Raw genomic sequence first — 20,888 nt, 5'->3', positions numbered from 1 at the left:
GAATCATTCAGCGCGAGACACCGGGTGCCCCAGCCGCTCCTGCAGACGGAACCAGGCCGGGTCCGGCACCATGCTGCGCACGTCCGCACCGGCCTTGGCTGCTTCCTTGACGATGGTGGAGCTGATGAACAGCCAGCGATAATCGGTCATGAGAAACACGGTCTGGATGTGTTTTTCCAGGCGCCGGTTCATCAGGGCCATCTGGAATTCGTATTCGAAATCCGAGACGGCGCGCAGGCCGCGCAGGATGGCGCAGGCTCCGCAGCGGCGGGCGAACTCCACCAGCAGGCCATGGAACCCGGTCACCTCCACGCGCGGGTTGTCATGAAACACCTCGCGGACAATTTCCACCCGTTCATCCAGGGTGAACATGGGAGTCTTGGGCGTGGAGGCTGCCGGGGCGACGATGATGTGGTCAAACACGTCCAGGGCGCGCTTGACGAGGCTGACGTGGCCGAAGGTCAGGGGGTCGAAGGTGCCGGGGTAGATGGCGACGCGTCTGGCGGGGGAGGCGTCGTGGCCGTGGTGCTGTGCGTGCGAGGTGTCCATATGAGAATCCTGGTCTGCCCGTAGGCGCGGTCAAATTCCAGCGCCAGCTGGGGCGGGTGCGGCAGCTCGATGCGCGTTTCCACCTCGGCCACGATGAAGCCCTGCGGCTGCACCCAGCCCTGCCCGGCCACAGCCTCCAGGGCCGCGGGGAGCATGTTCTTGTGGTATGGCGGATCGATGAAGCATACGTCAAAACCCTTGTGCATTCCTTTCTGGGCCAGGAAGGCGAGCACGTCCTGCGTCAATATCTGAGCCCTGCCCGCCGGCAGGGAAAAATCCTTGCAGGTGAGCAGAATGCTCCGGGCCGCCGGCTTGTGCAGCTCCACGAACACGGCTTCGGCCGCGCCGCGGCTTAAGGCTTCCAGCCCCAGGCTGCCTGATCCGGCAAACAAATCCAGCACCCGCGCGCCGTCCCAGTCCATGCCGCGGGCTTCCAGTGCGGAGAACAGGGCCTCGCGCACCTTCTGCGTGGCCGGGCGCATCCCCTCGGCTTCCACCGTTCGGATGGCCCGACCGCGATAGATTCCAGAAACAACCCGCATTCCTTACATCTCCGCGATGAGAGATGCAAGCTCTGCGGTGATGTCCACCAGCCGATCTCGCAACTCTGTTTGGTCCACCCATGGCTTGGCCTGGAGCTGATCCATGCGCCGCTGCAGTTCGGCCATCTTGGCTTCGGCGTCCTGCATGAGCCAGGGCCAGTCGATGCGCGGTTCGGCCAGCTGGGGGTGGGCGATTTCCAGGGGGGGCTTGCCGGGCTTGAGCACGCATTCTTCCAGGTAGCCCGGAATGTGCACATCCAGCTTGAATTGTTCCTTGATGAGACCGGCGAGGATCTTCTGGGCCGAGTTTTCGCCGTGCACCAGATACACCTTCATGCCCGGCCGGGCAAAGCCGGAGAGCCAGGCCAGGATCTGGCTTTGGCCGGCATGGGCGGAAAAGCCGCCGATGGTGAAGATTCTGGCCTGGACCGAGACTTCGTCCCCAAGCATGCGCAGGGTTTTGACACCATCCACGAGCTTGCGGCCGGGGGTGCCCTTGGCCTGAAAGCCCACAAAGACGATGGAAGCGCCGGGCTTCCAGAGGTTGTGCCGCAGATGGTGCTTGATGCGCCCGGCATTGCACATGCCACTGGCCGAGATGACCACGGCCGGCTTTTTCAGGGCGTTGATGGCCTGGGATTCCTCACGCGTCTGGGTAAAGCGCAGGTTGGGCAGGGAGAGGGGATCCTTGCCTTGCCTGAGCAGGGCGTGGGTCTCCGCATCAAAATATTCAGGATGTTTGCGGAAAATTTCCGTGGCTTTGATGGCCAGGGGGCTATCCACATAGACGGGCATGTCCGCCGGGAGCCGGCCTTCCTCGCGCAGGAGGAAGAGCGAGTAGATCACCTCCTGGGTCCGCTCCACGGCAAAGGCCGGGATGATCACCTTTTCGCCGTGCTTGTAGCTGTAGGCGATGGCTTCGGCCAGCTCGTCGCGGCTGGTGGCTTCGTCCTTGTGGTTGCGGTCGCCGTAGGTGGATTCCACAAAGAGGAAGTCTGCCGGAGTGGCTTCTTCCGGATCGCGCAGAAACAGCGCGTTGGGCCGGCCGAGGTCGCCGGAAAAGATGAGACGGTACGCGCTGGGAGTGCCGTTTTCGCCGGGCTCGCTGATGTCGAACTCCAGAAAGGCAGAGCCGAGGATGTGCCCGGCCTCCTTGTACGTCACGGTGATGCCAGGGGCGGGCTCAAAGGGAGTGTTGTACTCCACCACCTGAAAACGCGGCATGGTGTTGTGGGCATCCTGAATGGTGTACAGGGGGGCAACGTCGCGCTTGCCTTTGCGGAAGCGCTTTTTGGATTTCCACTCCGCTTCCATTTCCTGAATATGGGCGCTATCTTCAAGCATGATGGCCAGCAGATCCCGGGTGGGGGCCGTGGCGTAGATAACGCCCTTGAAGCCGTCCTTGACCATGCGTGGAAGGAGGCCGGAATGGTCAATGTGAGCGTGGGTCATGCAGATGAAGTCGATCTCCGCCGGTTTGTAGACCGCAGTATTCTGGTTGCGTTCTTCAATGTCTCGGCTGCCCTGGTGCATGCCGCAGTCCACGCAGAAGCGCTTGCCCGCGGCTTCCATCATGTGGCAGGAGCCGGTGACCGTCTTGGCGCCGCCAAGGAATTGAATTTTCATGAATATCCTGTGTGTTGCGCAGTGAATCACCATGCGCCCTCACGCCGGGCGCATGATGAGGAGACGAGATTCGCCCTGTACTGTCTGATCAGGAATACATGGAATATCTGGCGAGTTCAACGAAAGGCACTACCCGTGCGCCGCCAGGCGTTCAGACAGGCATGGCTTCGCAAGGGGGATACGGCGCTGCCGGGCAGTGATGTTGCAGCTCTTCATAGAGTCGTCTGTCGCACCACAGCCAGGCGGTGCGCTCCAGACGGTTCCAGCGGAACTCGATGCCCCGGATGAGCTTGAAACACATGACAAAGGCATCCAACTCATCCACACTGCAAAAATCTTTTCTATACAAGCAGTTCATGTTCCACCTCCCCCCTCACCATGCGCTGGACAAGCCCGTTGCAACGGGTGCACACTCTCATGGTCCGATTTTGGGAGTCCTCAGGCGGAATGTAAAATCATGCAAGCAAATCGTCAACAGTTCACGACATTCGCCAAGAGAATGACGAATAATTAAGGAGATGGTATGAAAATATCGCTCGGGCCCAAACCCATGCTCTTCCCCACCCCGCTGGTCATGATCGGCTCCTACGATGAGCAGGGCCGCCCCAACGCCATGGCCGCAGCCTGGGCCGGCATCTGCTGCTCCAAGCCCCCCTGCGTGACGGTGTCCTTGCGCAAGGCCACGTACACCTATGGCAATCTCATGGCCCGCAAGGCCTACACCATGCACGTGACCGACGAGACCCACATGACCCAGTCGGACTACATGGGCATGATTTCAGGCCGCGACACCGACAAGTTCGAGGCCCTGGGCCTGACCACGGCGCGTTCGGAACTGGTGGATGCGCCCATCCTCCAGGAATATCCCCTGGTGCTGGAATGCAAGGTGGTGCATGTGCATGAGCTGGGTCTGCACACCATGTTTGTGGGTGAGGTGCTGGACATCAAGGCCGACCCGCGCATCCTCGACGAGAAAAACCATCCCGTCGTGGAACAGCTCAGACCTCTGGCCTTCATGCCTGAGGTGCGGACGTATCACGGCATGGGCCCGGCTCTGGGACGCGCCTTCAACGTGGGCAAGGTGCATCTGCCGGAAAAATTCGACCCAGACACACTGCACACGCCTGAAAAGCATGTGAAGAAAGACTGACCGGCAACAACACCTGCCAGGGGCTGCCGCAGCCAATGCGGCAGCCCCCAACGAGTCAGCCTCAACAAGGCACTCTCCAGGGAGATGGGACCCTGGCGGGCAGCCTAGGAAATCTCCACCACGGGCGCGCTGGGAGAGATGCGGACATCTTCGGATATGCGATCTTCCGTCTTCCAGCTCATTTCAAACGAGAACTTTTCCTTGTCCTTTTTCTGGGACACTTCCATTTCGAACGACAGGATGCTCGAGGGGTGCAGCAGCACGGAATCCTGGCCCAGCTGCACATGCACCGCGCCTGCCTTGAGGCCTTTGACCACGTCTTCAAGATAGGTGATGACCTGGCCAAGCTCCATCGCCCCGTCAATCTTCACTTTATTGTTCTTGCCCATGGATGCGCCTCCCCGGGGGCTGAGGTGAATGAGGTTCGACACAATGGGTCAAGGTGTCCCAGGGGGCTGGCAAGGTCAAGAAAAACCAGCCATCGCCACCGGATCGTCACATTGCCAGCCTGACTGTCACACGTCCTCCAAGGCGGCCTCGAACTGCTGTTGTAGTCGGTCAAAGACTTCGGTTCCCCGCCGATCCAGGGCCAGGACATCGTGCAGCTTGGCCAGCTGCTTCTCCACCTGCGGCAGCTGCTCGTCATCGCGGACCATGAGCCACATCCGGCTTTCCCCCCCGCTCCCGGCAATCTGCATGGCCAGGGGCAGGACCAGGATGCCCTCCAGGTTGAAGGCCCGCCGGGCAAAGAGTCCGCACACGTGGGACATGACACCGGGATGGTTGTTCACCCGGAGTTCCAGGACGATCATGGCAGCCGCATCTTGAGTTTCGGCGGTGCAGGCGTCAACAGGCATGGGGGGCCTCCTCTTTGATTTCACACAACATTTCGCTGTTGGCTGCTCCCGGAGGCACCATGGGGAAGACGTTTTCCTCGCGGCTGATGGGCATGCGCACCAGGGAAGGGCCCTGGCAGGTCAGGGCACGGGCCAGATCCGTGCGCGGATCGTCCGAACCGGCCAGATCCCAGGCCCGCACACCCATGGCCCGGGCCAGGGCCGGGAAATCCACCTGCAGGCTGTATTCGGACGCAAAGCCGGGCCGGGTATAGAACAGCTGCTGCTGCTGGCGCACCAGACCCAGGGAGGTGTTGTCCAGCACCACCACGGTGATGTGCAGCTGCTGCTCCGCCGCCGTGGCCAGCTCCTGGATGTTCATCTGCAGGCTGCCGTCCCCGGAAAAGCAGACCACGCGTCGATCCGGCGCCGCCAGCGCCGCGCCGATGGCCGAGGGCAGGCCAAAGCCCATGGTTCCCAGGCCGCCGGAGGTCAGCCACTGCCGCGGGGCCAGATACGGATGGGCCTGGGCCGTCCACATCTGATGCTTGCCCACGTCAGTCACCACCACGGCGTCCGGGCCGGCCAGTTCGGCCACGGCGCGGATGAGGCCATATGGACGGCGGATGTCATCTTCGCCGGGCAGGCGCAGGCCATGCTCGGCCTTGCAGGCCTCCACGCGGTCCCGCCATTCGCGTCGGACGCGGGGCTCGACGAGTGGCAGCAGCGCCTCCAGCGTCAGCCGGACATCCGCGGCCAGCCCCACATGCGCCCGCCGGAGCTTGTGCAACTCTGCAGGGTCGATATCCACATGCACCAGGGCAGCGTCGGGGCAGAAGGCCGCCAGCTTGCCCGTGGCCCGGTCGTCAAAGCGGGCGCCCAGGGCAATGAGCAGGTCGGCCTCTTCCAGAAGCAGGTTTGTGGAACGCGCGGCGTGCATGCCCAGGAGGCCCAAAGCCAGAGGATGGCGGCTGGGCAGCGCGCCCAGGCCCAGGAGGGTCATGGCTGCGGGGATGCCGGCCCGCTCGGCCAGGGCGCGGGCGGCCTCGCCGGCTCCGGCGGCCACCACGCCCCCGCCCAGGTACAGCACCGGGCGCCGGGCAGCGTTGATGCAGGCCGCGGCGCGACGCAGGGTCTCGGGATCCGGCTGCCGGGGGGGCTCGGGCTGTCCGGGCTCGGGCCAGGCGTCAAAGGAGCAGACCGCAGTCTGGACGTCCTTGGGCACGTCGATCAGCACCGGGCCGGGCCGGCCGGAGGCTGCAATGCGGAAAGCTTCCGGGATGACCCGGAACAGCTCTTCCACGCTGCGGACAAGATAATTGTGCTTGGTGATGGGAATGGAGAGGCCGTAGGTGTCCACTTCCTGAAACGCGTCGGCGCCGATGCAGCCGCGAGGCACCTGGCCGGTGATGCAGACCAGGGGGATGGAGTCCAGCTTGGCGTCGGCCACGGCCGTGAGCAGGTTCATGGCTCCGGGGCCGGAGGTGGCCAGGGCCACCCCGGGCCGGCCGCTGACGCGGGCCATGCCCTGGGCAATGAAGCCTGCGCCCTGCTCGTGCCGGGCCAGGACGTGCCGGATACGGCCGCGCGTGTGCCAGTCTGCAGCCAGGGCGTCGTACAGGGGCAGATTGGCGCCGCCGGGAATGCCGGTGACCAGTTCCACGCCCTGGCGGGCCAGAAGTTCCACGATGATTTGTGCGCCCATCATCTCAGGCATGACGCTAACCTCCTGACATGGTCGTGCATTGACGATGTCCTGTTTGCCTGCGTCTGCCGGAGGGGCTGCACATGAAATCACCCCGCCGGCGTCGCGCGCCGGCGGGGTGTTTATGACGTGTGAGCCTTTCCTTACAAAAGAGCCTTACAACGCCACCGCCACGGCGCGCACCAGAACCTTGCGTACTACGACGACGCAATTGCAGCCGGCTAGGGCGGCGGAAAGGTTCATGGCGGGTTCGTGGCGAAGCATGGGGTATTGGTCCTCCAAAAAGGAGCAAATGTCAACCTGATTTTTTCAATCATTGCCGGAGGGAGCCGGCCGCGGCTGCAGGCCGGTGAAGAGGGCCTCCCAATCCAGCGGCATCAGGCTGGCTTCGTTCTTGCGCTGCAGCCAGTCCCAGCCTTCGGGGGGGATGCAGCCCACGGGGATGTGATTGACGAACTGTCGGCCGCCCAGCACACAGCTGCAGCTCCAGCCGCAGATATCGCAGGTACAGCCGCCGGTCTTGAGACATTCCTTGAGCACGCCGGCGCGGTCGCAGCAGGCGTCGCACAGCAGCAGAAAGGCCCGCGGGCCGGGTTCCTGATTCATGTGTAAGATGGCTCCATGCAAAAACGTCTTTTCTCATGCCCCTTGCACGAGATCAAAAAACCAGTGTATAGCGGGTGCAGACCACTCGCAATCCCCGGCGGGCAGCCTGCCCGCTCAGCCCGTGGCGGGCGCCCTGCCCGCTCAAGCCCTAAGGAGGAGCAACATGGCCAATGAAGGTGAAGTGTACAAGTGTGAACTGTGCGGCCAGGTCGTGAAAGTTGTGGAAGCCGGCGGCGGCACCCTCGTCTGCTGCGGCGAAGACATGGTCAAGCAATAGTAAAACCATTCGGCGGTTCCGGCCGGCCTGCGTCCGGACCATGCCAGACGCCTTGTGACCACAGGGGGGAATTGTTTCCCCCCTGTCTTTGTTTCACCTCACACCAGACAGGAGCCCCTGCATGCGGAAGAGCCAATACCTCATCGACAACATGTCCATGCATGAGTCCTGGCGGCTCTTCAAAATCATGGCCGAAATAGTGGACGGCTTCGATACCATGAGCGAGCTGGGCGCGGCCGTGTCCATCTTCGGCTCGGCCCGGGTGCAGGAAGGCGACGCCATGTATGAGGAAACCCGCACCCTCTCCCGCAAACTGGCCGAGGCGGGCTATGCCGTGATCACCGGCGGCGGGCCAGGCATCATGGAGGCTGGCAACCGCGGCGCGGCCGAGGCCGGCGGCGTGAGCGTGGGCCTGAATATCGAACTGCCCCTGGAACAGGCCCCCAACCCCTTCCAGAACGTCCGCTGCAGCTTCAACTACTTTTTCGTGCGCAAGATCATGTTCGTCAAATACGCCATGGCCTACGTCGTCATGCCCGGTGGCATCGGCACCCTGGACGAACTCTTCGAGGCCGCCGTGCTCTCCCAGACCAAGCGCATCAAGCCCTTCCCCATCATTCTGTACCAAAGCTCCTTCTGGAACGGGCTCCTGGACTGGATCCGCGAAACCATGTGCAGCCGGGGCTTCGTCAATGCGGAGGAGCTGGACATATTCACCGTGATGGACACGCCCGAGCAGGTGGTGCAGTACATCAAGCGGCACGTGATTCTGTAATCAGCCGCAACACCCGCCGGGCCATCAGGGATTGCGCAAAGCGTGCCGCACCGGCCCGGTATGCGGCCGCGGCCATGACCCGGCCCTGATTCGGCTGCGTGAGGAGCGTGATGACGTCCTCGCCCAGGCCGGCCAGATCGCCCGTTGCCCGCAACAGGCCGGTACGGCCGTCAGCGTGGCACCCGGTACGGCCGTCAGCGTGGCACCCGGTACGGCCGTCAGCGTGGCCGCCAGTACAGCCGCCGGTGTGGTCTTCAGGATGGCCACCGGTGCCGGGGGTCACAATCTCGTCGATGCCCCCCGCCCCCCAGGCCGCCACGGGACAGCCATGCGCCATGGCCTCCAGCAGGGTCAGGGGATGATTGTCCGCCCAGGACGGATAGGCCAGGCAATCCGCCGCGGTGAACATCCCGGCCAGGCGCTCCGGCTCCAGATATGGCCAGCGGACCAGATCGCCCTCCCGGCAATGGGTCTTGCCGCCGATGAAGTATCCCACGGCCTGGGGCACGGCCCGCTTGATGCGTTCCCAGAGCGGCAGCCAGACCTCCCCGGCCTTCACGCCCGCCCCCTCACCTCCATGGGCCACGAACACCACCAGCCGTGCGCTCCCGGCCACTCCCACGGCGGCCTTGGCCGCGCGCTTGTCCTGCGGGCCGGGGAAGTGCGCCGGCCAGGGGATGCCGTTGGGCACCAGATGCACCTTCAGTCCGGGAATGGCCCCGCGCAACAGCTGGCAGCCCCATTGCGAGGGGCAGATGCCCAGGGGGCGCAGGGCCAGCAACAGTTCCGCGGCCCGCCGGCGTCGGGCTGCGGTATCCTGCAGGCCGCGAGGGCAGGGATCCGGGCAGCCCTCGGCAAATTTGGGGCAATCCGTGGGAAACACACAGCCGCCCGTGGCCAGACGCATGTCATGATAGGTCAGCAATAGCGGTGAGGGCGTTGCGGAGTGAACCAGAGGCGCAAGCCGTTCCAACAGGCCAAGGATGTTGCCGCTGCTGTGGAGATGCACAGCCCAGCCAGCGGCCAGGGCGGCTTCGATGGCCCGGAACCAGTCGCCCTGCCGGGCGTCCAGCCAGTCCTGTCCGGCCTGGGTTTGCACGGCTTCAAAGGAACGCGCCGTGGGCATGCCCGCCGCGGCCATGGCCTGGGCCAGCAGGTCGGCCACCCGCGCCGCGCCGCCGCGCCGCTCCACGAAGCTATGATGCAGAACACCAGGAAAATGCGTCATCATCCCGAATTGCTAGCAGGAAGCATGCCGCAGGGGAACCCGTAGACCCACTCGGGAAAAGCGGCTTTGCCTCAACGGTTAAAACGCAACATTGACTACAGCGCCCACGTCGATGAGATTGGCCAGCTCCAGGGCATCCTGATTGCGCATGCGGATGCAGCCCAGGGAGACGCGGCGGCCGATCTGGTCCGGGCGGTTGGTGCCATGGATGCGGTAGGTGGGGCCGTGGGAGAGGTGGATCTTTACGGATCCCATGGGATTGGCTTTTCTGCCCGGGGCCACGGGGGCCAGGGTCTGGCCCTTGGCTGCGGCGCGACGTTTCATGTCCGGCGTGGGATACCACCAGGGATTCTTATCGATTTTGGTCACATAGCCCAGGCCTTCGGGATGGTCCATGCCATCCTTGGCCGTGGCAACCTTGTATTCCCTGACCAGGGTGCGCCCGCCCTCGGGAGTGCGCTCATACAGCCACAGCGCACACTGCTTGAGGCTGATTTCAATAACATATTTTTCCGCCGCCGGACCTGCGGCCATGACTTCGCCATCCACCACAAAGAGCTTGGGCGCCGGCGGGACAAGCGCGCCAGTCGGAGCTGTCGGGGCAGTCTGATTCGTGGCCGCAGCCGGTGTGGCAGCGCCAATCGGGTCGTGCAGCGCGGTCATCCCGGCCGATGCGCCCACGCCCTCCAGCAGCACTTCCACCCGGCGGTTGCGGGCCCGGCCATCGGCGGTTTCGTTATCCGCAATGGGATCAGCTTCCCCTGCCCCTTCCACGCACATGCGCTCCAGGCCGATGCCAAAGGCGGCATGCAGGGCCTGGCGCACGGTTTCGGCCCGGGCTTGCGAGAGGATCAGGTTGCGGGCCGCGTCGCCGCGGTTGTCCGCATGGCCCACCAGCCGGGCCCTGGACTGGGGCCAGGCCAGGAGCAGCATGGCCGTCTGCTTGAGGGCTTCCAGGGAATCCGGGTGGATGGCGTCGCGGCCGTTGGCAAAATAAAGGGTCTGGCGTGCTGTGGCGTTGCCGGGCGGCGGCATGGCCTGCATGGGATACAAGGGCGCGGCTGCCCTGGCAGAAGCGGGAACCGATACACCCGCTGCCCCTGGAGAGGACGGTCGATCCTGCACCACCAGTTCAAGCCGGCGATTGGCGGCATCGCGGCCCTTTCTGCCGGGCAATGGTTCCTCTGCGCCCATGCCGCGGGTGGCGATGCGCGCGGCGTCGAGGCCATACTCTTTGACCAGCAGGGCCTTGAGATCCTCGGCCTGCCGCAGGGAAATGCGCCGGTTGAGCATCTCTCCGCCGCGATCCCAGGTGTGGCCGATGATTTCCAGACGGGATGATGGGGACTTTTCGAGCACCGTGCGCACGTCGCGCAGGGTTTGGGCCACGGCGGCGGCCTGTTTGGGGTTGGCGAAGTCCCAGATTGTCTCAAACCGCACGGCAGCACCCACAGATGCGGCGCCGGCAGTACCAGCGAGCGTGGCGGCATCGCCAAGGCGCAACCCCACGCCCAACAGGCACATCGCCAGCAGTGCGAGCTGCCAGAGAATGGCCATCAGACGAGCCCTGCGAATAGCAATCATCCCTCACTCCCCACGCGCTCCCCCATGGGCCGGCCGTATCCCGACGCCGTATCCCGAATCCGGCCAACCTCTGCCCGGCGGCGCGACATCCGGACAGAATCCTATGGGAATATGATATATCGCGAAGATAAATTTTTCGCAAGATTTACAGGGAGTTGCTAGAAAATGTATATCATCATTCAAGACATTTTCTAAGGGGTTGAATCCGCAATGCTCTGAATGCCGGGAGCAGGATGGTCTTGCAGGCGCCTGGAGAAGGGCTCAAAAAAAGGAAGGGACCGAAGTCCCTTCCTCTCACGATGCGCATTTTGTGATGTGTATTCCCTACCCTACTCCTCGGCCAACGCGGCCAGGGCCTGTATCTGGCCCAGCACGCTGGCCCGGCCGGGGCCGCCGGGAATCTTGCGGCGCTCCACGGCAGCGCGGCAGTCCAGCACGGGATAGACGTCTTCCTCGATCAGGTCGGACTGCAGCTGCATCTCGGCCAGGGGCAGATCTTCCAGGCCCACGCCGCGCACTTCGGCCATCCTGACCAGCTTGCCCGTCACTTCGTGGGCGTCGCGGAAGGGCAGGCCCTTGGTCACGAGATAGTCGGCCAGCTCTGTGGCGTTGAGAAAACCCTTCTTCAACGCCGCGGTCATGGGGCCTGGCTTGTACTCCAGGGCCGTGACCATGCCGGCGGCCATGGTCAGGCTCATGGTCACGGTGCGGTCACAATCGATAAAGGGTTCCTTGTCTTCCTGCAGATCCCGGTTGTAGGTCATGGGCAGGCCCTTGACCGTGGTCAGCAGGCTCATCAGGTCGCCGTAGACGCGGCCGGTTTTGCCGCGGGTCAGTTCGGCCACGTCGGGGTTTTTCTTCTGCGGCATGATGGACGAGCCTGTGGCGTAGGCGTCCGGCAGGGCCACAAAGCCGAACTGCGGCGCGGCCCAGAGGATGATTTCCTCCGAAAGCCGGGAGAGATGCGCCATGATCACGCTGCCGGTGAACAGCGCCTCCAGCACGAAATCCCGGTCCGAAACGGCGTCCATGGAGTTGGCAAAGGCCCGTTCCCAGCCCAGGTCCTTAGCCACGGCCAGGGGGTCCAGGGGGTAGGTGGTCCCGGCCAGGGCTCCGGCGCCCAGGGGGGAGATCTGCACACGCTTGCGGCAGTCGGCCACGCGCTCCAGATCCCGGGAGAACATCCAGGCATAGGCCAGGAGGTGCTGGGCCAGGGTCACGGGCTGGGCCGGCTGGAAGTGCGTGCAGCCGGGAACCAGTGTTTCCACATGCTGCCGGGCCTGATGCAGAAAGGCCCGGATGACGGCCTTGAGCCCTCGGCTCCAGTCCGCCAGCCGCTCGTCCACAAAGAGCCGGAAATCCAGGGCCACCTGATCGTTGCGGGAGCGGCCGGTGTGCAGACGCTTGCCGGCATCGCCCACCAGTTCGGTCAGGCGGGCTTCGATATTCATGTGAACATCTTCACGCTCCACGCGCCAGACGAACTCGCCGCGTTCGATCTCGCCGCGAATCTGGGCCAGACCGGCCACGATCTTCTCGGCGTCTTCGGCGGAAATCACGCCCTGTTTGGCCAGCATGCGGGCATGGGCCTGGGAGCCGCGGATGTCGTGAAAGGCCAGGGCCTGATCAAAGGAGACGGATTCCGTGAAGGCTTCCACGGTCTTCAGGCTTTCACCCTCAAAGCGGCCGCCCCACAGCTTGCCTGCCTGGCCGCTCCCCTGTCCGCTCGCCTGTCCGCGCATCATGGGGTCGCTCACTTGCTGCCTGCCTCGCGTTGCTTTTTCCAGGCCTTCAGGCGCAGGCCCTGCAGACGGATGAAGCCGGTGGCGTCGGCCTGATTATAGACCGTATCCTTCTCAAAGGTGGCCAGATTGGCATCGTACAAGGAGAACGGGGACTTGCGGCCCAACGCCTGCACATGGCCCTTGAAGAGGGAGAGCCGCACGGTGCCGGTGACGGTTTCCGCGGCCTTGTCCATCAGGGCCTGCAGCGCCTCACGCTCGGGGGCGTACCAGAAGCCGTAGTACACGCATTCGGCGTAGCGCTGGACCAGGGAGTCGCGCAGGTGCATCACCTCGCGGTCCATGGTCAGGCCTTCCAGATCTCGGCGGGCCAGATGCAGCACGGTGCCGGCGGGAGTTTCGTACACGCCGCGGCTCTTCATGCCCACAAAGCGGTTTTCCACCATGTTGATGCGGCCTACGCCGTGCTTTCCGGCGATGGTGTTCAGCTGCTTCATCAGGGCGGCCGGGGTCAGGCGCACGCCGTTCAGGGCCACGGCATCGCCCTTTTCGAAGTCGATTTCCACCACTTCCGGCGCATCGGGGGTCTGTTCGATGGGGGTGGTGGTGCAATGGGAGAGCGGGCCGGGCTCGTTCCAGGGGTCCTCCAGCTCGCCGCCCTCAAAGGAGCAGTGCAGGAGGTTGCGGTCGATGGAATAGAGGGAGGCCTTGCTGGCGCCCATGGGGATGCCGTGCTCCTGGGCAAAGGCGAGCAGCTCCGTGCGCGACTGCATGGTCCACTCGCGCCAGGGGGCGATGACCTGCAGCTGTGGCGCGAGGGCCATGGCCGTCAGCTCAAAGCGGACCTGGTCGTTGCCCTTGCCGGTGGCGCCGTGGGCAATGGCCTGGGCGCCTTCGGCCTGGGCGATTTCCACCAGCCGCTTGGCGATGCAGGGCCGGGCAATGGAGGTGCCCAGGAGGTAGCGGCCTTCGTACACCGCGCCGGAACGCAGCATGGGGAAGACGAAATCGCGGGCAAATTCTTCTTGCAGATCATCCACATAGGCCTTGGAGGCGCCGGTGGAGAGGGCCTTGGCCTCCAGACCGTCCAGCTCTTCCTCCTGCCCCAGGTCCGCGGTACAGGTAACGACCTCGCAGTTGTACTGGATGGTGAGCCATTTGAGGATGATGGACGTATCCAGCCCGCCAGAGTAGGCGAGCACGACTTTCTTGATGGTAGACATGGCGGAAGCGTCCTACGCTTGAGTGAAGATCCACTCAAGGATGGCTTTTTGGGTGTGCAGCCGGTTTTCGGCCTGATCCCAGACAATGGAACTCTTGCTTTCAAAAATGTTCTCGGTCACTTCCTCGCCGCGATGGGCGGGCAGGCAGTGCATGAACATGGCCCCGGACGCGGCGTGGGCCATCAGCGCCTCGTTGACCTGGAACGGCTCGAAGGCCGCGCGCTTGGAGCCGTCGGGGTCGTTCTGGCCCATGGAGACCCAGACGTCGGTATTGATGAAGTGCGCCCCCTGGACGGCCGCCACGGGATCGTGCCCCACTTCCACCTTGGCCCCCAGGCTCTGGGCCCGGGCCAGGACATCGGCCGAGGGCTCGAAACCGCGCGGAGTGGCCATCTTGAGGGTGAAGGGAAAGAGCGCCGCGGCGTTGAGCCAGGAGTTGGCCATGTTGTTGCCGTCGCCCACCCAGGAGATGACCAGGTTCTGCAGATCCTGACGGCGTTCATAGATGGTCAGGATGTCGGTGAGGGTCTGGCAGGGGTGGAACTGGTCCGAGAGGGCGTTGACCACGGGAATGGAGGCAAAGGCCACCAGTTCGTCAAGCACCTGCTGGGAATAGGTGCGCACAATCAGGCAGTCCACATAGCGGGAAACCACGCGGGCAAAGTCCTTGATGGGCTCATCGCGGCCGAGCTGGGTATCCTTGGACGTGAGAAAGAGCCCCTGCCCGCCCAGCTGGCGCACGGCCACCTCAAAGGAAAGCCTGGTGCGGGTGGAGGCCTTTTCGAACAGCAGCGCCGCGACCATGCCCTGCATGCTGGTGCCGCGGAATCTGGTGCGTTTCATTTCCAGGGCGCGATCAAGCACGGCCATGGCGGTTTCAGGATCCATGTCCAGCATGGAGAGGTAGTGCTTGGTCATGCTCGTCCTGCCTCAAGGTTCTGCGGTGGTGAAAAGATATTCATTACAAACAAAGACTCGGTGCTGTAAAGAGGCGCGAGCCCTCTGCCCTGCAGATTTGCCGGCAGACCGTGTGATTCGGGCTGCTGGAAAATCCCGTGCTCTGTGGTCTGGACTTGGGGTTTGTCACAGGATGTTCACCAAGGCTTCGTATAGGTTGCGGCTGTGAGGCGCTGCGCGCCCGCGTCATCTCGCATTTTGGGAGCCATGTTCATGCAAGAGACCCGTCCCGGAGCCAAAAGCAAGACCTCCATTCCCATCCGCGAACTGGTCGAGCCGGCCACAGTGGTGCCACCCGACCTGCCCATCCGCGATGTGAAAGCCCGCCTGGATGACGAGCCCATCAGCTGCCTGGTGGTGGCCACGGACCGCCGGCCCGTGGGGCTGGTGATGAGCCTGCATCTGGACCGCGCCTTGTCCCAGCAATACGGCGTGGCCTTATACCATAAAAAACCCGTTTCCTATGTCATGGATCCCGAGCCGTTGATCATCGACGGCGAGCGCCCTGTGGAAATGGTGGCCGGCATGGCCATGAGCCGGGACAAGATCAAGATTTACGACCACATCATCGTCACCGAGGGCGAACTGCTCACGGGCATCGTTTCGGTGCAGGAAATGCTGCTCACCCTGGCCGCCATGCAGAACAAGCGGACCATGGAGCTGATGCAGATGACCAATCAGCTCAAAAAGGAAGTGGACGACCGGCAAAAGGCCGAAAAGGCTCTGCTCAAGTCCAAAAAAGACACGGAATACATGCACCAGCAGCTGGCCAGGGCTTACGACCGGCTGCAGGAAGTGGACAAGATGAAGACGGACTTCCTCTCCACCGTCTCGCATGAGCTGCGTACCCCGCTGACCAGCGTGCTCGGCTTTGCGGAGATGGTCCAGCTCAAGCTGGAGGAGATCATCTTTCCCAAGATCGATGCCGAAGACAAGAAGGCCCAGCGGGCCATCAACACCGTCAGCCGCAACGTGGCCATCATCCACAAGGAATCCAAGCGGCTGACCGCGTTGATTAATGACGTGCTGGACATTGCCAAGATGGAGGCCGGCAAGATCGAGTGGAAGAGCCAGCCTGTGATTGTGCCGGACATCTGCCAGCAGGCCGCGGATGCCACCATGGCGCTCTTCAACAGAAAGCACCTGGAGCTGCGTCTGGAAGTGAGCCGCGATCTGCCGGAGATCCTCGGCGATCCGGACCGGCTGGTGCAGGTGGTCATCAACCTGCTCTCCAACGCCGTGAAGTTCACCGACGCCGGCCACGTCCGCCTGCGCGCCGCCATGGATCGGGGGCAGATCCGTGTGGACGTGCAGGATACGGGTATGGGCATCAGCCCCGAGGACCGGGACAAGGTCTTCGAAAAGTTCAAGCAAGTGGGCGATACCCTGACCGACAAGCCCACCGGCACCGGCCTGGGCCTGACCATCTGCAAACAGATTGTGGAGCACCACGGCGGGACCATCTGGGTGGAATCCGAACAAGGCAAAGGTTCCACCTTCTCCTTCACCCTGCCCCTGGAAGGCCGGGACAAGCCGAAAATCAAGAAATACAACCTGGATCACGTCCTCAAGCGCATTCACGATCACATCCGCCAGGGCGCGGCCGATGGCAGCGCCCAGCAAAGTGAGGACCGGCTGATTCTGGTGGTGGACGATGACGAAAGCATCCGCGAGTACTTGCGCCAGCTGCTGGAGGAGAACGACTACCAGGTCATCGAGGCGGCGGACGGGCTGCAGGCCCTGGAGGTGCTGCGCACCAAGCGGCCGGCCCTGACCATCCTGGATGTGCAGATGCCGCACATGACCGGTCTGGACGTGGCGGCGACCATGAAAAAGGATCCCGCCCTGGCCCACATCCCCATCGTCATCCATTCCGTGGAAGGCAACATGGAGGAAGGCTACAAGATCGGCGTGGACCGATACTTCACCAAGCCTGTGATGCAAAAGGTGTTTTTGCAGGAAGTCTCGGAACTGGTGGCCGCCCGGCCGTCCAACAAGAAAGTCATGGTGGTGGACGAAAGTCCGGCCAAGGTCCAGGCTTTCACCCAGGTGCTCTCCGGCCAGGGGTGCACGGTGCTGGAAGCCATGGATCTGGAGGCCTGTGTCCGTCTGGCAGTGGAGGAACGGCCGGTCATTGTCATCGTCAACGCCCTCTTTGCCCGGCGGCACGACCTGGTGCGGACCCTGCGTTTTGGCAAGAAGCTGGAGGGCATCTATTTCATCCTCATCGGGGAGTCCAACAAGGCCCCTGAAGGGGGTGGGGCTGCACGTTCGCCCGCAGTCAACGGGATGCCGGCATGAGCAATGGCATGAGCAAGATCAAACTCAAACGCCTGCTCGGGCAACGCCGGGTGGCGTCCCTGCTGGAAGACCTGGCCACCCGGCTGGGCCTGCCCCTGTGCATTCAGGATGCGCAGGGCAAGCCGGTGCTGATGGCGCCCGCTCCAGGCGCCGCTCCCCTGACGGAACGCCAGCCCATTGAAGTGGATGGCGATGTTGCCGGCTACGTCCTGCACGAACAAGGGGACGAGAACGCGCCCATTCTCGGCCGGCTGGTGGCCACCCTGGGCATGCTGGACCTGGAAAAGCGTACCCTGGCCCACGACACCCTGTGCCGGTACAACGAACTGACCCTGCTGTACGACATGGCCGCCCGCGCCGCCTCCCTGCAGGGGGAGGATGCCGCGGCGGAGCTGGTCCGCGCCATTCGCGGCGCCATTCCCTGCGACCATGTCGGGGTGCTCCTCTGCTGGACCGGTGAATCCCCCCGCCTGCTGCATCCCCTGCCGGACACCGCTTTTCTGGAGACGGTCTGCCGGGAGGTGGCCGGCATCCATGCGGCGGTGCGTCAGTCGGGCCGGGCGGAAATCATTAACGAGCTGGCCACGGATTCCCGCGCGGGCGGGGCCACGGCCCTCAGCTCCATGCTCTGCGTCCCCCTGCGGTGCGCCGGCGAGGTGTTCGGCCTGGTGCATGTGGGGTCGTGCACGCCGCGACTCTACACCACGGAGCAGCTGTCCCTGCTGTCCACCCTGAGCTTTCAGGTGGCCGCCGTCATGGAAAACCGCCGCCTGCGCCGCCGGCAGGAGCAGTCCAGACAGGGGCTGCTGGCCGTGGCCCAGGCGCTGGAACAGGCACTCTCCGACGGGACCAATGATCCCGGGGAGGACGCGTGAGCGCCCCCGCCACCACGACGCCCCGGCAGCCGGGCCAGATGCTCGTCCGGGCGGACGCCGCGCGGTCGTTTCTGGCTGGCAAGGCCCGGCTCAAGGCCCGCCAGTATGATGCGGCCATCGTCATGTTTCAGGATGCCATCGCCCGCCAGGGGCTGTATCCGGACGCCTGCCGGGGCGTGGCCATGTGCCATTACGCCCAGGGCGACGTGCCCCAGACCGTGGCCTTTCTCATCAAGGCCGCGGCGCATTACATCCGCCTGGACCGCCTGGACCCGGCTGTCCGGCTGTTCGACTCCATCCGGACTATCTACCCGGCCGCGCCGAACCTGTTTCTCCTGGCCGCCCAGGCGGCATCCCGCGCCCGGCGCTGGGAGCGCGCCGTGGCACTGTTCGAACAGGCCGGCAGGGTTGCCCCCGAAGATCCGGAATGCGACCTGGGCCACGCCGAAGCCCTGCTCCACCTGGGCCGGGAGCACGAGGCCTCCTCCCTGGTGGAGGCCCTGCTGTTTCAGGGCAGATGCATGGAACGCGCCGAGGCCCTGTACCAGCGCATCACCGGCGAACCCTGGAGCGCCCTGGGTGACCAGGACATGCTCGACGCTGTGGATGAGGTGGTCCTTGAACCCGACGATTTTGCCCTCACGGCCGAGGAACTGGCCGCCGAGCAGGAAACGCCTCCGGATCTCGCCTTTGCCCTGGTGGTGGTGGATGACGAGCCGCACATCCGCATGCTCATGGAAGAAGCCCTGGAGGTGCTGGAAGAGGACGAGGTGCGCATCTACTTTGCCAGGGATGGGCAGGAAGGGCTGGAAACCATCCGCCGCGAGCGGCCCTCGCTGGTGTTTCTGGATGTGATGATGCCCCGCATGAATGGCTATCAGGTCTGCGAACGCATTCGTGCGGAACGGGATCTGCGCGGCATGCACATCGTCATGCTCTCGGCCAAGGGGCAGGAAGTGGACAAGATCAAGGGCGAGGCCGTGGGGGCGGATTTGTACATGACCAAACCCTTCAGCCCCATGGAAGTGCTGGCCATTGCCCGGCGGTTCCTGGGCCTGCCGGCCTCTGTCTGAGTTTTTCAAGGACTCTGCCGTATGAATACTTCTCGTAAACGCCAGCGCGTGGGCGAACTGCTCCTGGCCTCCGGCTGTCTCGATAAAGCCACCCTGGACCGCGCCCTGGTCGAGCAGGAACGCTCCAAGCTCAAGCTCGGCCAGCTCTTGCTGCAAAAAGGACTGGTCAAGGAAGGGCAGCTCGTGGACGTGCTGGCCCGGCAACTGCGCGTGACCCGGTATGCAGAAGCCTCCTTCCGGCCGGATCGGGCCGCGGCTGCCCGGGTGCCGGTGGAGCTGGCCACCCGACACGGACTCGTCCCCCTGGAGCGCCGCGGGGGCATACTCTGGGTGGCCATGCGCGACCCCACAGACCTGCACGCCGTGGATGAGGTGGTCCGCGCCACCGGCCTGGATGTGGAGCCGGCCATCTGTACCGAACGCGAGCTGGCCGCCCTGGCCCGCCTGCAATACGGTGCCGAGCTGGCCCAGCCCAGCGCCATGCAGTTCGACATTGAAGATCTGGATGTGGAAGGCGAGGCCTCCCGCACCGGCGATGCCCACGACGCCATGGCCGCCTTTTCTGCCGACTCCCTGACCTCCATGGCCGAGGATGCGCCGGTGGTGAAGATGGTCAACGCCATCCTCGTCCAGGCCCACACCAAGAAGGCCTCGGACATTCACCTTTCCAAGGAGCAGGACCGCATCGTCCTCAAGCTGCGCATCGACGGCCAGCTGGTGGACGTGCCCGCGCCCAAATCCAAGTTTTTCCTGCCCCTGGTCTCCCGGCTCAAGCTCCTTTCCAGTCTGGACATCTCCGTCAGCCGTATTCCGCAGGACGGTCGCTTCACCTTCACCGTGCAGGGCCGTGAAATCGGCGTGCGCACCTCGACCATCCCGACGATCTACGGCGAAAAAATCGTCATGCGCCTGCACGAACAACACCAGGGCGGCCTGGAACTGGATGACCTGGGCATGGCCGACGTGGCCCGCGAGGCCCTGGAAGACGCCATCCTCAAACCCCACGGCATCATTCTGGCCACCGGCCCCACGGGCAGCGGCAAGACCACCCTGCTCTATGCCGTGCTGCGGCGCATCAAGCGGCCGGGCATCAACATCATCACCCTGGAAGATCCCGTGGAATCCCGGGTGGAGGACATCACCCAGATTCAGCTGAACACCAAGGCCGGCATGACCTTCGCCTCGGGCCTGCGCTCCATCCTGCGCCAGGATCCGGACGTGATCATGGTCGGCGAAATCCGGGACAACGAGACTGCGGAAATCGCCATCAAAAGCTCCATGACCGGCCACAAGGTCATCTCCACCCTGCACACCAACGACGCTCCCGGCGCGCTGACCCGGCTGTTCGAGATGGGCATCGACCCCTTTCTCGTCAGTTCCTGCCTGCAGGCTGTGGTGGCCCAGCGGCTGGTGCGGCGGCTCTGCCCGGACTGCCTGGAGCCCTTTGTGGCCCCGCCCGAGCAGGCCCGCCACCTCTGCGCCCTCACCAATGGCGACGTGCTGCACTTCTTCAAGGGCGCGGGGTGCTGGAAATGCGATAACGCCGGCTTCCGCGGCCGGCTTGGCGTGTATGAGGTGCTGCAGGTGGACTCCCTGGTGCAGGACCACATCCTGCGCAAGGCCTCCAGTTACGAGATCAAGGAAGCCTGCGTGGCTGCCGGCACCCTGCGCACCCTCAAGATGGACGCTGCGGAAAAAGTGCTGACCGGGCTGACCAGCTTCGAGGAGTTCGTGGGCGTGGCCTATTAGCGCTGCGCCGCACCCCTTGCCTTCCTGCAGACGCAAGACGGCGACAGGCGTGCACGGTCCGCACTTCTGGAATTCCGGGGCCATTCGCGC

General features: G+C 64.1%; 19 protein-coding genes and 2 pseudogenes. 8 read left to right on the top strand and 13 right to left on the bottom strand.

Annotated features, from left to right (window positions below; all coding sequences use genetic code 11):
* Positions 1-3: 3 nt before the first annotated feature.
* From coaD to ACYQ00_RS10940, 4 genes are all read right to left on the bottom strand, one after another.
* Positions 4-549, bottom strand: coding sequence for a pantetheine-phosphate adenylyltransferase (gene coaD / locus ACYQ00_RS10955; RefSeq protein ID WP_460032153.1), 546 nt, complete (start codon positions 547-549; stop codon positions 4-6).
* Positions 462-1,091, bottom strand: a complete 630-nt coding sequence (rsmD, locus tag ACYQ00_RS10950; protein ID WP_460032152.1) for a 16S rRNA (guanine(966)-N(2))-methyltransferase RsmD — start codon at positions 1,089-1,091, stop codon at positions 462-464. The genes coaD and rsmD overlap by 88 nt, the downstream gene beginning before the upstream one ends.
* A 3-nt stretch (positions 1,092-1,094) precedes the next feature.
* Complete coding sequence (locus ACYQ00_RS10945) at positions 1,095-2,717, bottom strand: MBL fold metallo-hydrolase RNA specificity domain-containing protein (protein WP_460032151.1); 1,623 nt, start codon at positions 2,715-2,717, stop codon at positions 1,095-1,097.
* A 151-nt stretch (positions 2,718-2,868) separates the two neighbouring features.
* Entirely contained in the window at positions 2,869-3,075 is a 207-nt protein-coding gene (locus ACYQ00_RS10940) for a hypothetical protein (RefSeq protein ID WP_460032150.1), read from the bottom strand.
* Between the two features lie 165 nt (positions 3,076-3,240).
* Here ACYQ00_RS10940 and ACYQ00_RS10935 point away from each other — a divergent pair, with 165 nt between their 5' ends.
* The gene (locus tag ACYQ00_RS10935; RefSeq protein WP_460032149.1) at positions 3,241-3,867 is read left to right on the top strand and encodes a flavin reductase family protein; all 627 of its coding nucleotides are present in this window, start codon (positions 3,241-3,243) and stop codon (positions 3,865-3,867) included.
* Positions 3,868-3,971: 104 nt separating this feature from the next.
* On the opposite strand, the gene ACYQ00_RS10930 is transcribed toward ACYQ00_RS10935, so the two are convergent.
* The 4 genes from ACYQ00_RS10930 to ACYQ00_RS10915 form a co-directional block, all read right to left on the bottom strand.
* Positions 3,972-4,256: an amphi-Trp domain-containing protein gene (locus ACYQ00_RS10930; protein WP_460032148.1), complete on the bottom strand. Its 285-nt coding sequence runs from the start codon at positions 4,254-4,256 to the stop codon at positions 3,972-3,974.
* Positions 4,257-4,382: 126 nt separating this feature from the next.
* Positions 4,383-4,724, bottom strand: coding sequence for an ACT domain-containing protein (locus ACYQ00_RS10925; RefSeq protein WP_460032147.1), 342 nt, complete (start codon positions 4,722-4,724; stop codon positions 4,383-4,385).
* Complete coding sequence (ilvB, locus tag ACYQ00_RS10920; protein ID WP_460032146.1) at positions 4,714-6,420, bottom strand: acetolactate synthase large subunit; 1,707 nt, start codon at positions 6,418-6,420, stop codon at positions 4,714-4,716. The genes ACYQ00_RS10925 and ilvB overlap by 11 nt, the downstream gene beginning before the upstream one ends.
* Before the next feature lie 297 nt (positions 6,421-6,717).
* Positions 6,718-7,014 (bottom strand): hypothetical protein, encoded by a 297-nt coding sequence (locus ACYQ00_RS10915; protein ID WP_460032145.1) that lies wholly within the window; start codon positions 7,012-7,014, stop codon positions 6,718-6,720.
* Between the two features lie 163 nt (positions 7,015-7,177).
* Between ACYQ00_RS10915 and ACYQ00_RS10910 the strand changes: the two genes are divergently transcribed.
* Positions 7,178-7,291, top strand: a complete 114-nt coding sequence (locus tag ACYQ00_RS10910; RefSeq protein ID WP_460032144.1) for a desulfoferrodoxin FeS4 iron-binding domain-containing protein — start codon at positions 7,178-7,180, stop codon at positions 7,289-7,291.
* A 121-nt stretch (positions 7,292-7,412) separates the two neighbouring features.
* Positions 7,413-8,066 (top strand): LOG family protein, encoded by a 654-nt coding sequence (locus ACYQ00_RS10905; RefSeq protein WP_460032143.1) that lies wholly within the window; start codon positions 7,413-7,415, stop codon positions 8,064-8,066.
* Here ACYQ00_RS10905 and ACYQ00_RS10900 read toward each other — a convergent pair.
* The 5 genes from ACYQ00_RS10900 to argF all read right to left on the bottom strand — a co-directional run bounded on the left by ACYQ00_RS10900 (position 8,044) and on the right by argF (position 14,761).
* A complete protein-coding gene (locus ACYQ00_RS10900; protein WP_460032142.1) occupies positions 8,044-9,297 on the bottom strand; it encodes a glycosyltransferase in 1,254 nt (417 codons plus the stop codon). The two genes, ACYQ00_RS10905 and ACYQ00_RS10900, sit on opposite strands and share 23 nt — an antisense overlap.
* Positions 9,298-9,372: 75 nt before the next feature.
* A complete protein-coding gene (locus tag ACYQ00_RS10895; RefSeq protein WP_460032141.1) occupies positions 9,373-10,878 on the bottom strand; it encodes an OmpA family protein in 1,506 nt (501 codons plus the stop codon).
* Positions 10,879-11,207: 329 nt separating this feature from the next.
* On the bottom strand, positions 11,208-12,620 hold the full coding sequence (gene argH / locus ACYQ00_RS10890; protein ID WP_460032515.1) for an argininosuccinate lyase: 1,413 nt from the start codon (positions 12,618-12,620) through the stop codon (positions 11,208-11,210).
* Positions 12,621-12,631: 11 nt separating this feature from the next.
* Positions 12,632-13,843: an argininosuccinate synthase gene (locus tag ACYQ00_RS10885; RefSeq protein ID WP_460032140.1), complete on the bottom strand. Its 1,212-nt coding sequence runs from the start codon at positions 13,841-13,843 to the stop codon at positions 12,632-12,634.
* A 12-nt stretch (positions 13,844-13,855) separates the two neighbouring features.
* Complete coding sequence (gene argF / locus ACYQ00_RS10880; protein ID WP_460032139.1) at positions 13,856-14,761, bottom strand: ornithine carbamoyltransferase; 906 nt, start codon at positions 14,759-14,761, stop codon at positions 13,856-13,858.
* 252 nt (positions 14,762-15,013) lie between these two features.
* Between argF and ACYQ00_RS10875 the strand changes: the two genes are divergently transcribed.
* From ACYQ00_RS10875 to ACYQ00_RS10855, 5 genes and pseudogenes are all read left to right on the top strand, one after another.
* Positions 15,014-17,101 carry an ATP-binding protein gene (locus tag ACYQ00_RS10875; RefSeq protein ID WP_460032138.1) on the top strand — a complete coding sequence of 696 codons (2,088 nt, stop codon included), beginning with the start codon at positions 15,014-15,016 and terminating at the stop codon, positions 17,099-17,101.
* Between the two features lie 8 nt (positions 17,102-17,109).
* Entirely contained in the window at positions 17,110-17,976 is an 867-nt protein-coding gene (locus ACYQ00_RS10870) for a GAF domain-containing protein (protein ID WP_460032137.1), read from the top strand.
* Positions 17,977-18,014: 38 nt separating this feature from the next.
* Positions 18,015-18,515 (top strand): annotated as a pseudogene (locus tag ACYQ00_RS10865) (tetratricopeptide repeat protein); the annotation flags it as partial.
* Positions 18,498-19,010, top strand: a pseudogene (locus ACYQ00_RS10860) (response regulator transcription factor); the annotation flags it as partial. The pseudogenes ACYQ00_RS10865 and ACYQ00_RS10860, both read left to right, overlap by 18 nt.
* A 60-nt stretch (positions 19,011-19,070) precedes the next feature.
* Entirely contained in the window at positions 19,071-20,798 is a 1,728-nt protein-coding gene (locus tag ACYQ00_RS10855) for a GspE/PulE family protein (RefSeq protein ID WP_460032136.1), read from the top strand.
* Positions 20,799-20,888 lie beyond the last annotated feature (90 nt).

It is taken from the genome of Megalodesulfovibrio paquesii (genome assembly GCF_054653055.1).
Note: the sequence above shows the minus strand (reverse complement) of the source record. Positions and strands in the feature narration are given on the sequence as shown.

Coding starts and splice junctions, on each gene's coding strand:
- coaD (WP_460032153.1), bottom strand. CDS start 549: ATGGACACCTCGCACGCACAGCACCACGGCCACGACGCCTCCCCCGCC.
- rsmD (WP_460032152.1), bottom strand. CDS start 1,091: ATGCGGGTTGTTTCTGGAATCTATCGCGGTCGGGCCATCCGAACGGTG.
- ACYQ00_RS10945 (WP_460032151.1), bottom strand. CDS start 2,717: ATGAAAATTCAATTCCTTGGCGGCGCCAAGACGGTCACCGGCTCCTGC.
- ACYQ00_RS10940 (WP_460032150.1), bottom strand. CDS start 3,075: ATGAACTGCTTGTATAGAAAAGATTTTTGCAGTGTGGATGAGTTGGAT.
- ACYQ00_RS10935 (WP_460032149.1), top strand. CDS start 3,241: ATGAAAATATCGCTCGGGCCCAAACCCATGCTCTTCCCCACCCCGCTG.
- ACYQ00_RS10930 (WP_460032148.1), bottom strand. CDS start 4,256: ATGGGCAAGAACAATAAAGTGAAGATTGACGGGGCGATGGAGCTTGGC.
- ACYQ00_RS10925 (WP_460032147.1), bottom strand. CDS start 4,724: ATGCCTGTTGACGCCTGCACCGCCGAAACTCAAGATGCGGCTGCCATG.
- ilvB (WP_460032146.1), bottom strand. CDS start 6,420: ATGCCTGAGATGATGGGCGCACAAATCATCGTGGAACTTCTGGCCCGC.
- ACYQ00_RS10915 (WP_460032145.1), bottom strand. CDS start 7,014: ATGAATCAGGAACCCGGCCCGCGGGCCTTTCTGCTGCTGTGCGACGCC.
- ACYQ00_RS10910 (WP_460032144.1), top strand. CDS start 7,178: ATGGCCAATGAAGGTGAAGTGTACAAGTGTGAACTGTGCGGCCAGGTC.
- ACYQ00_RS10905 (WP_460032143.1), top strand. CDS start 7,413: ATGCGGAAGAGCCAATACCTCATCGACAACATGTCCATGCATGAGTCC.
- ACYQ00_RS10900 (WP_460032142.1), bottom strand. CDS start 9,297: ATGATGACGCATTTTCCTGGTGTTCTGCATCATAGCTTCGTGGAGCGG.
- ACYQ00_RS10895 (WP_460032141.1), bottom strand. CDS start 10,878: ATGATTGCTATTCGCAGGGCTCGTCTGATGGCCATTCTCTGGCAGCTC.
- argH (WP_460032515.1), bottom strand. CDS start 12,620: ATGCGCGGACAGGCGAGCGGACAGGGGAGCGGCCAGGCAGGCAAGCTG.
- ACYQ00_RS10885 (WP_460032140.1), bottom strand. CDS start 13,843: ATGTCTACCATCAAGAAAGTCGTGCTCGCCTACTCTGGCGGGCTGGAT.
- argF (WP_460032139.1), bottom strand. CDS start 14,761: ATGACCAAGCACTACCTCTCCATGCTGGACATGGATCCTGAAACCGCC.
- ACYQ00_RS10875 (WP_460032138.1), top strand. CDS start 15,014: ATGCAAGAGACCCGTCCCGGAGCCAAAAGCAAGACCTCCATTCCCATC.
- ACYQ00_RS10870 (WP_460032137.1), top strand. CDS start 17,110: ATGAGCAAGATCAAACTCAAACGCCTGCTCGGGCAACGCCGGGTGGCG.
- ACYQ00_RS10855 (WP_460032136.1), top strand. CDS start 19,071: ATGAATACTTCTCGTAAACGCCAGCGCGTGGGCGAACTGCTCCTGGCC.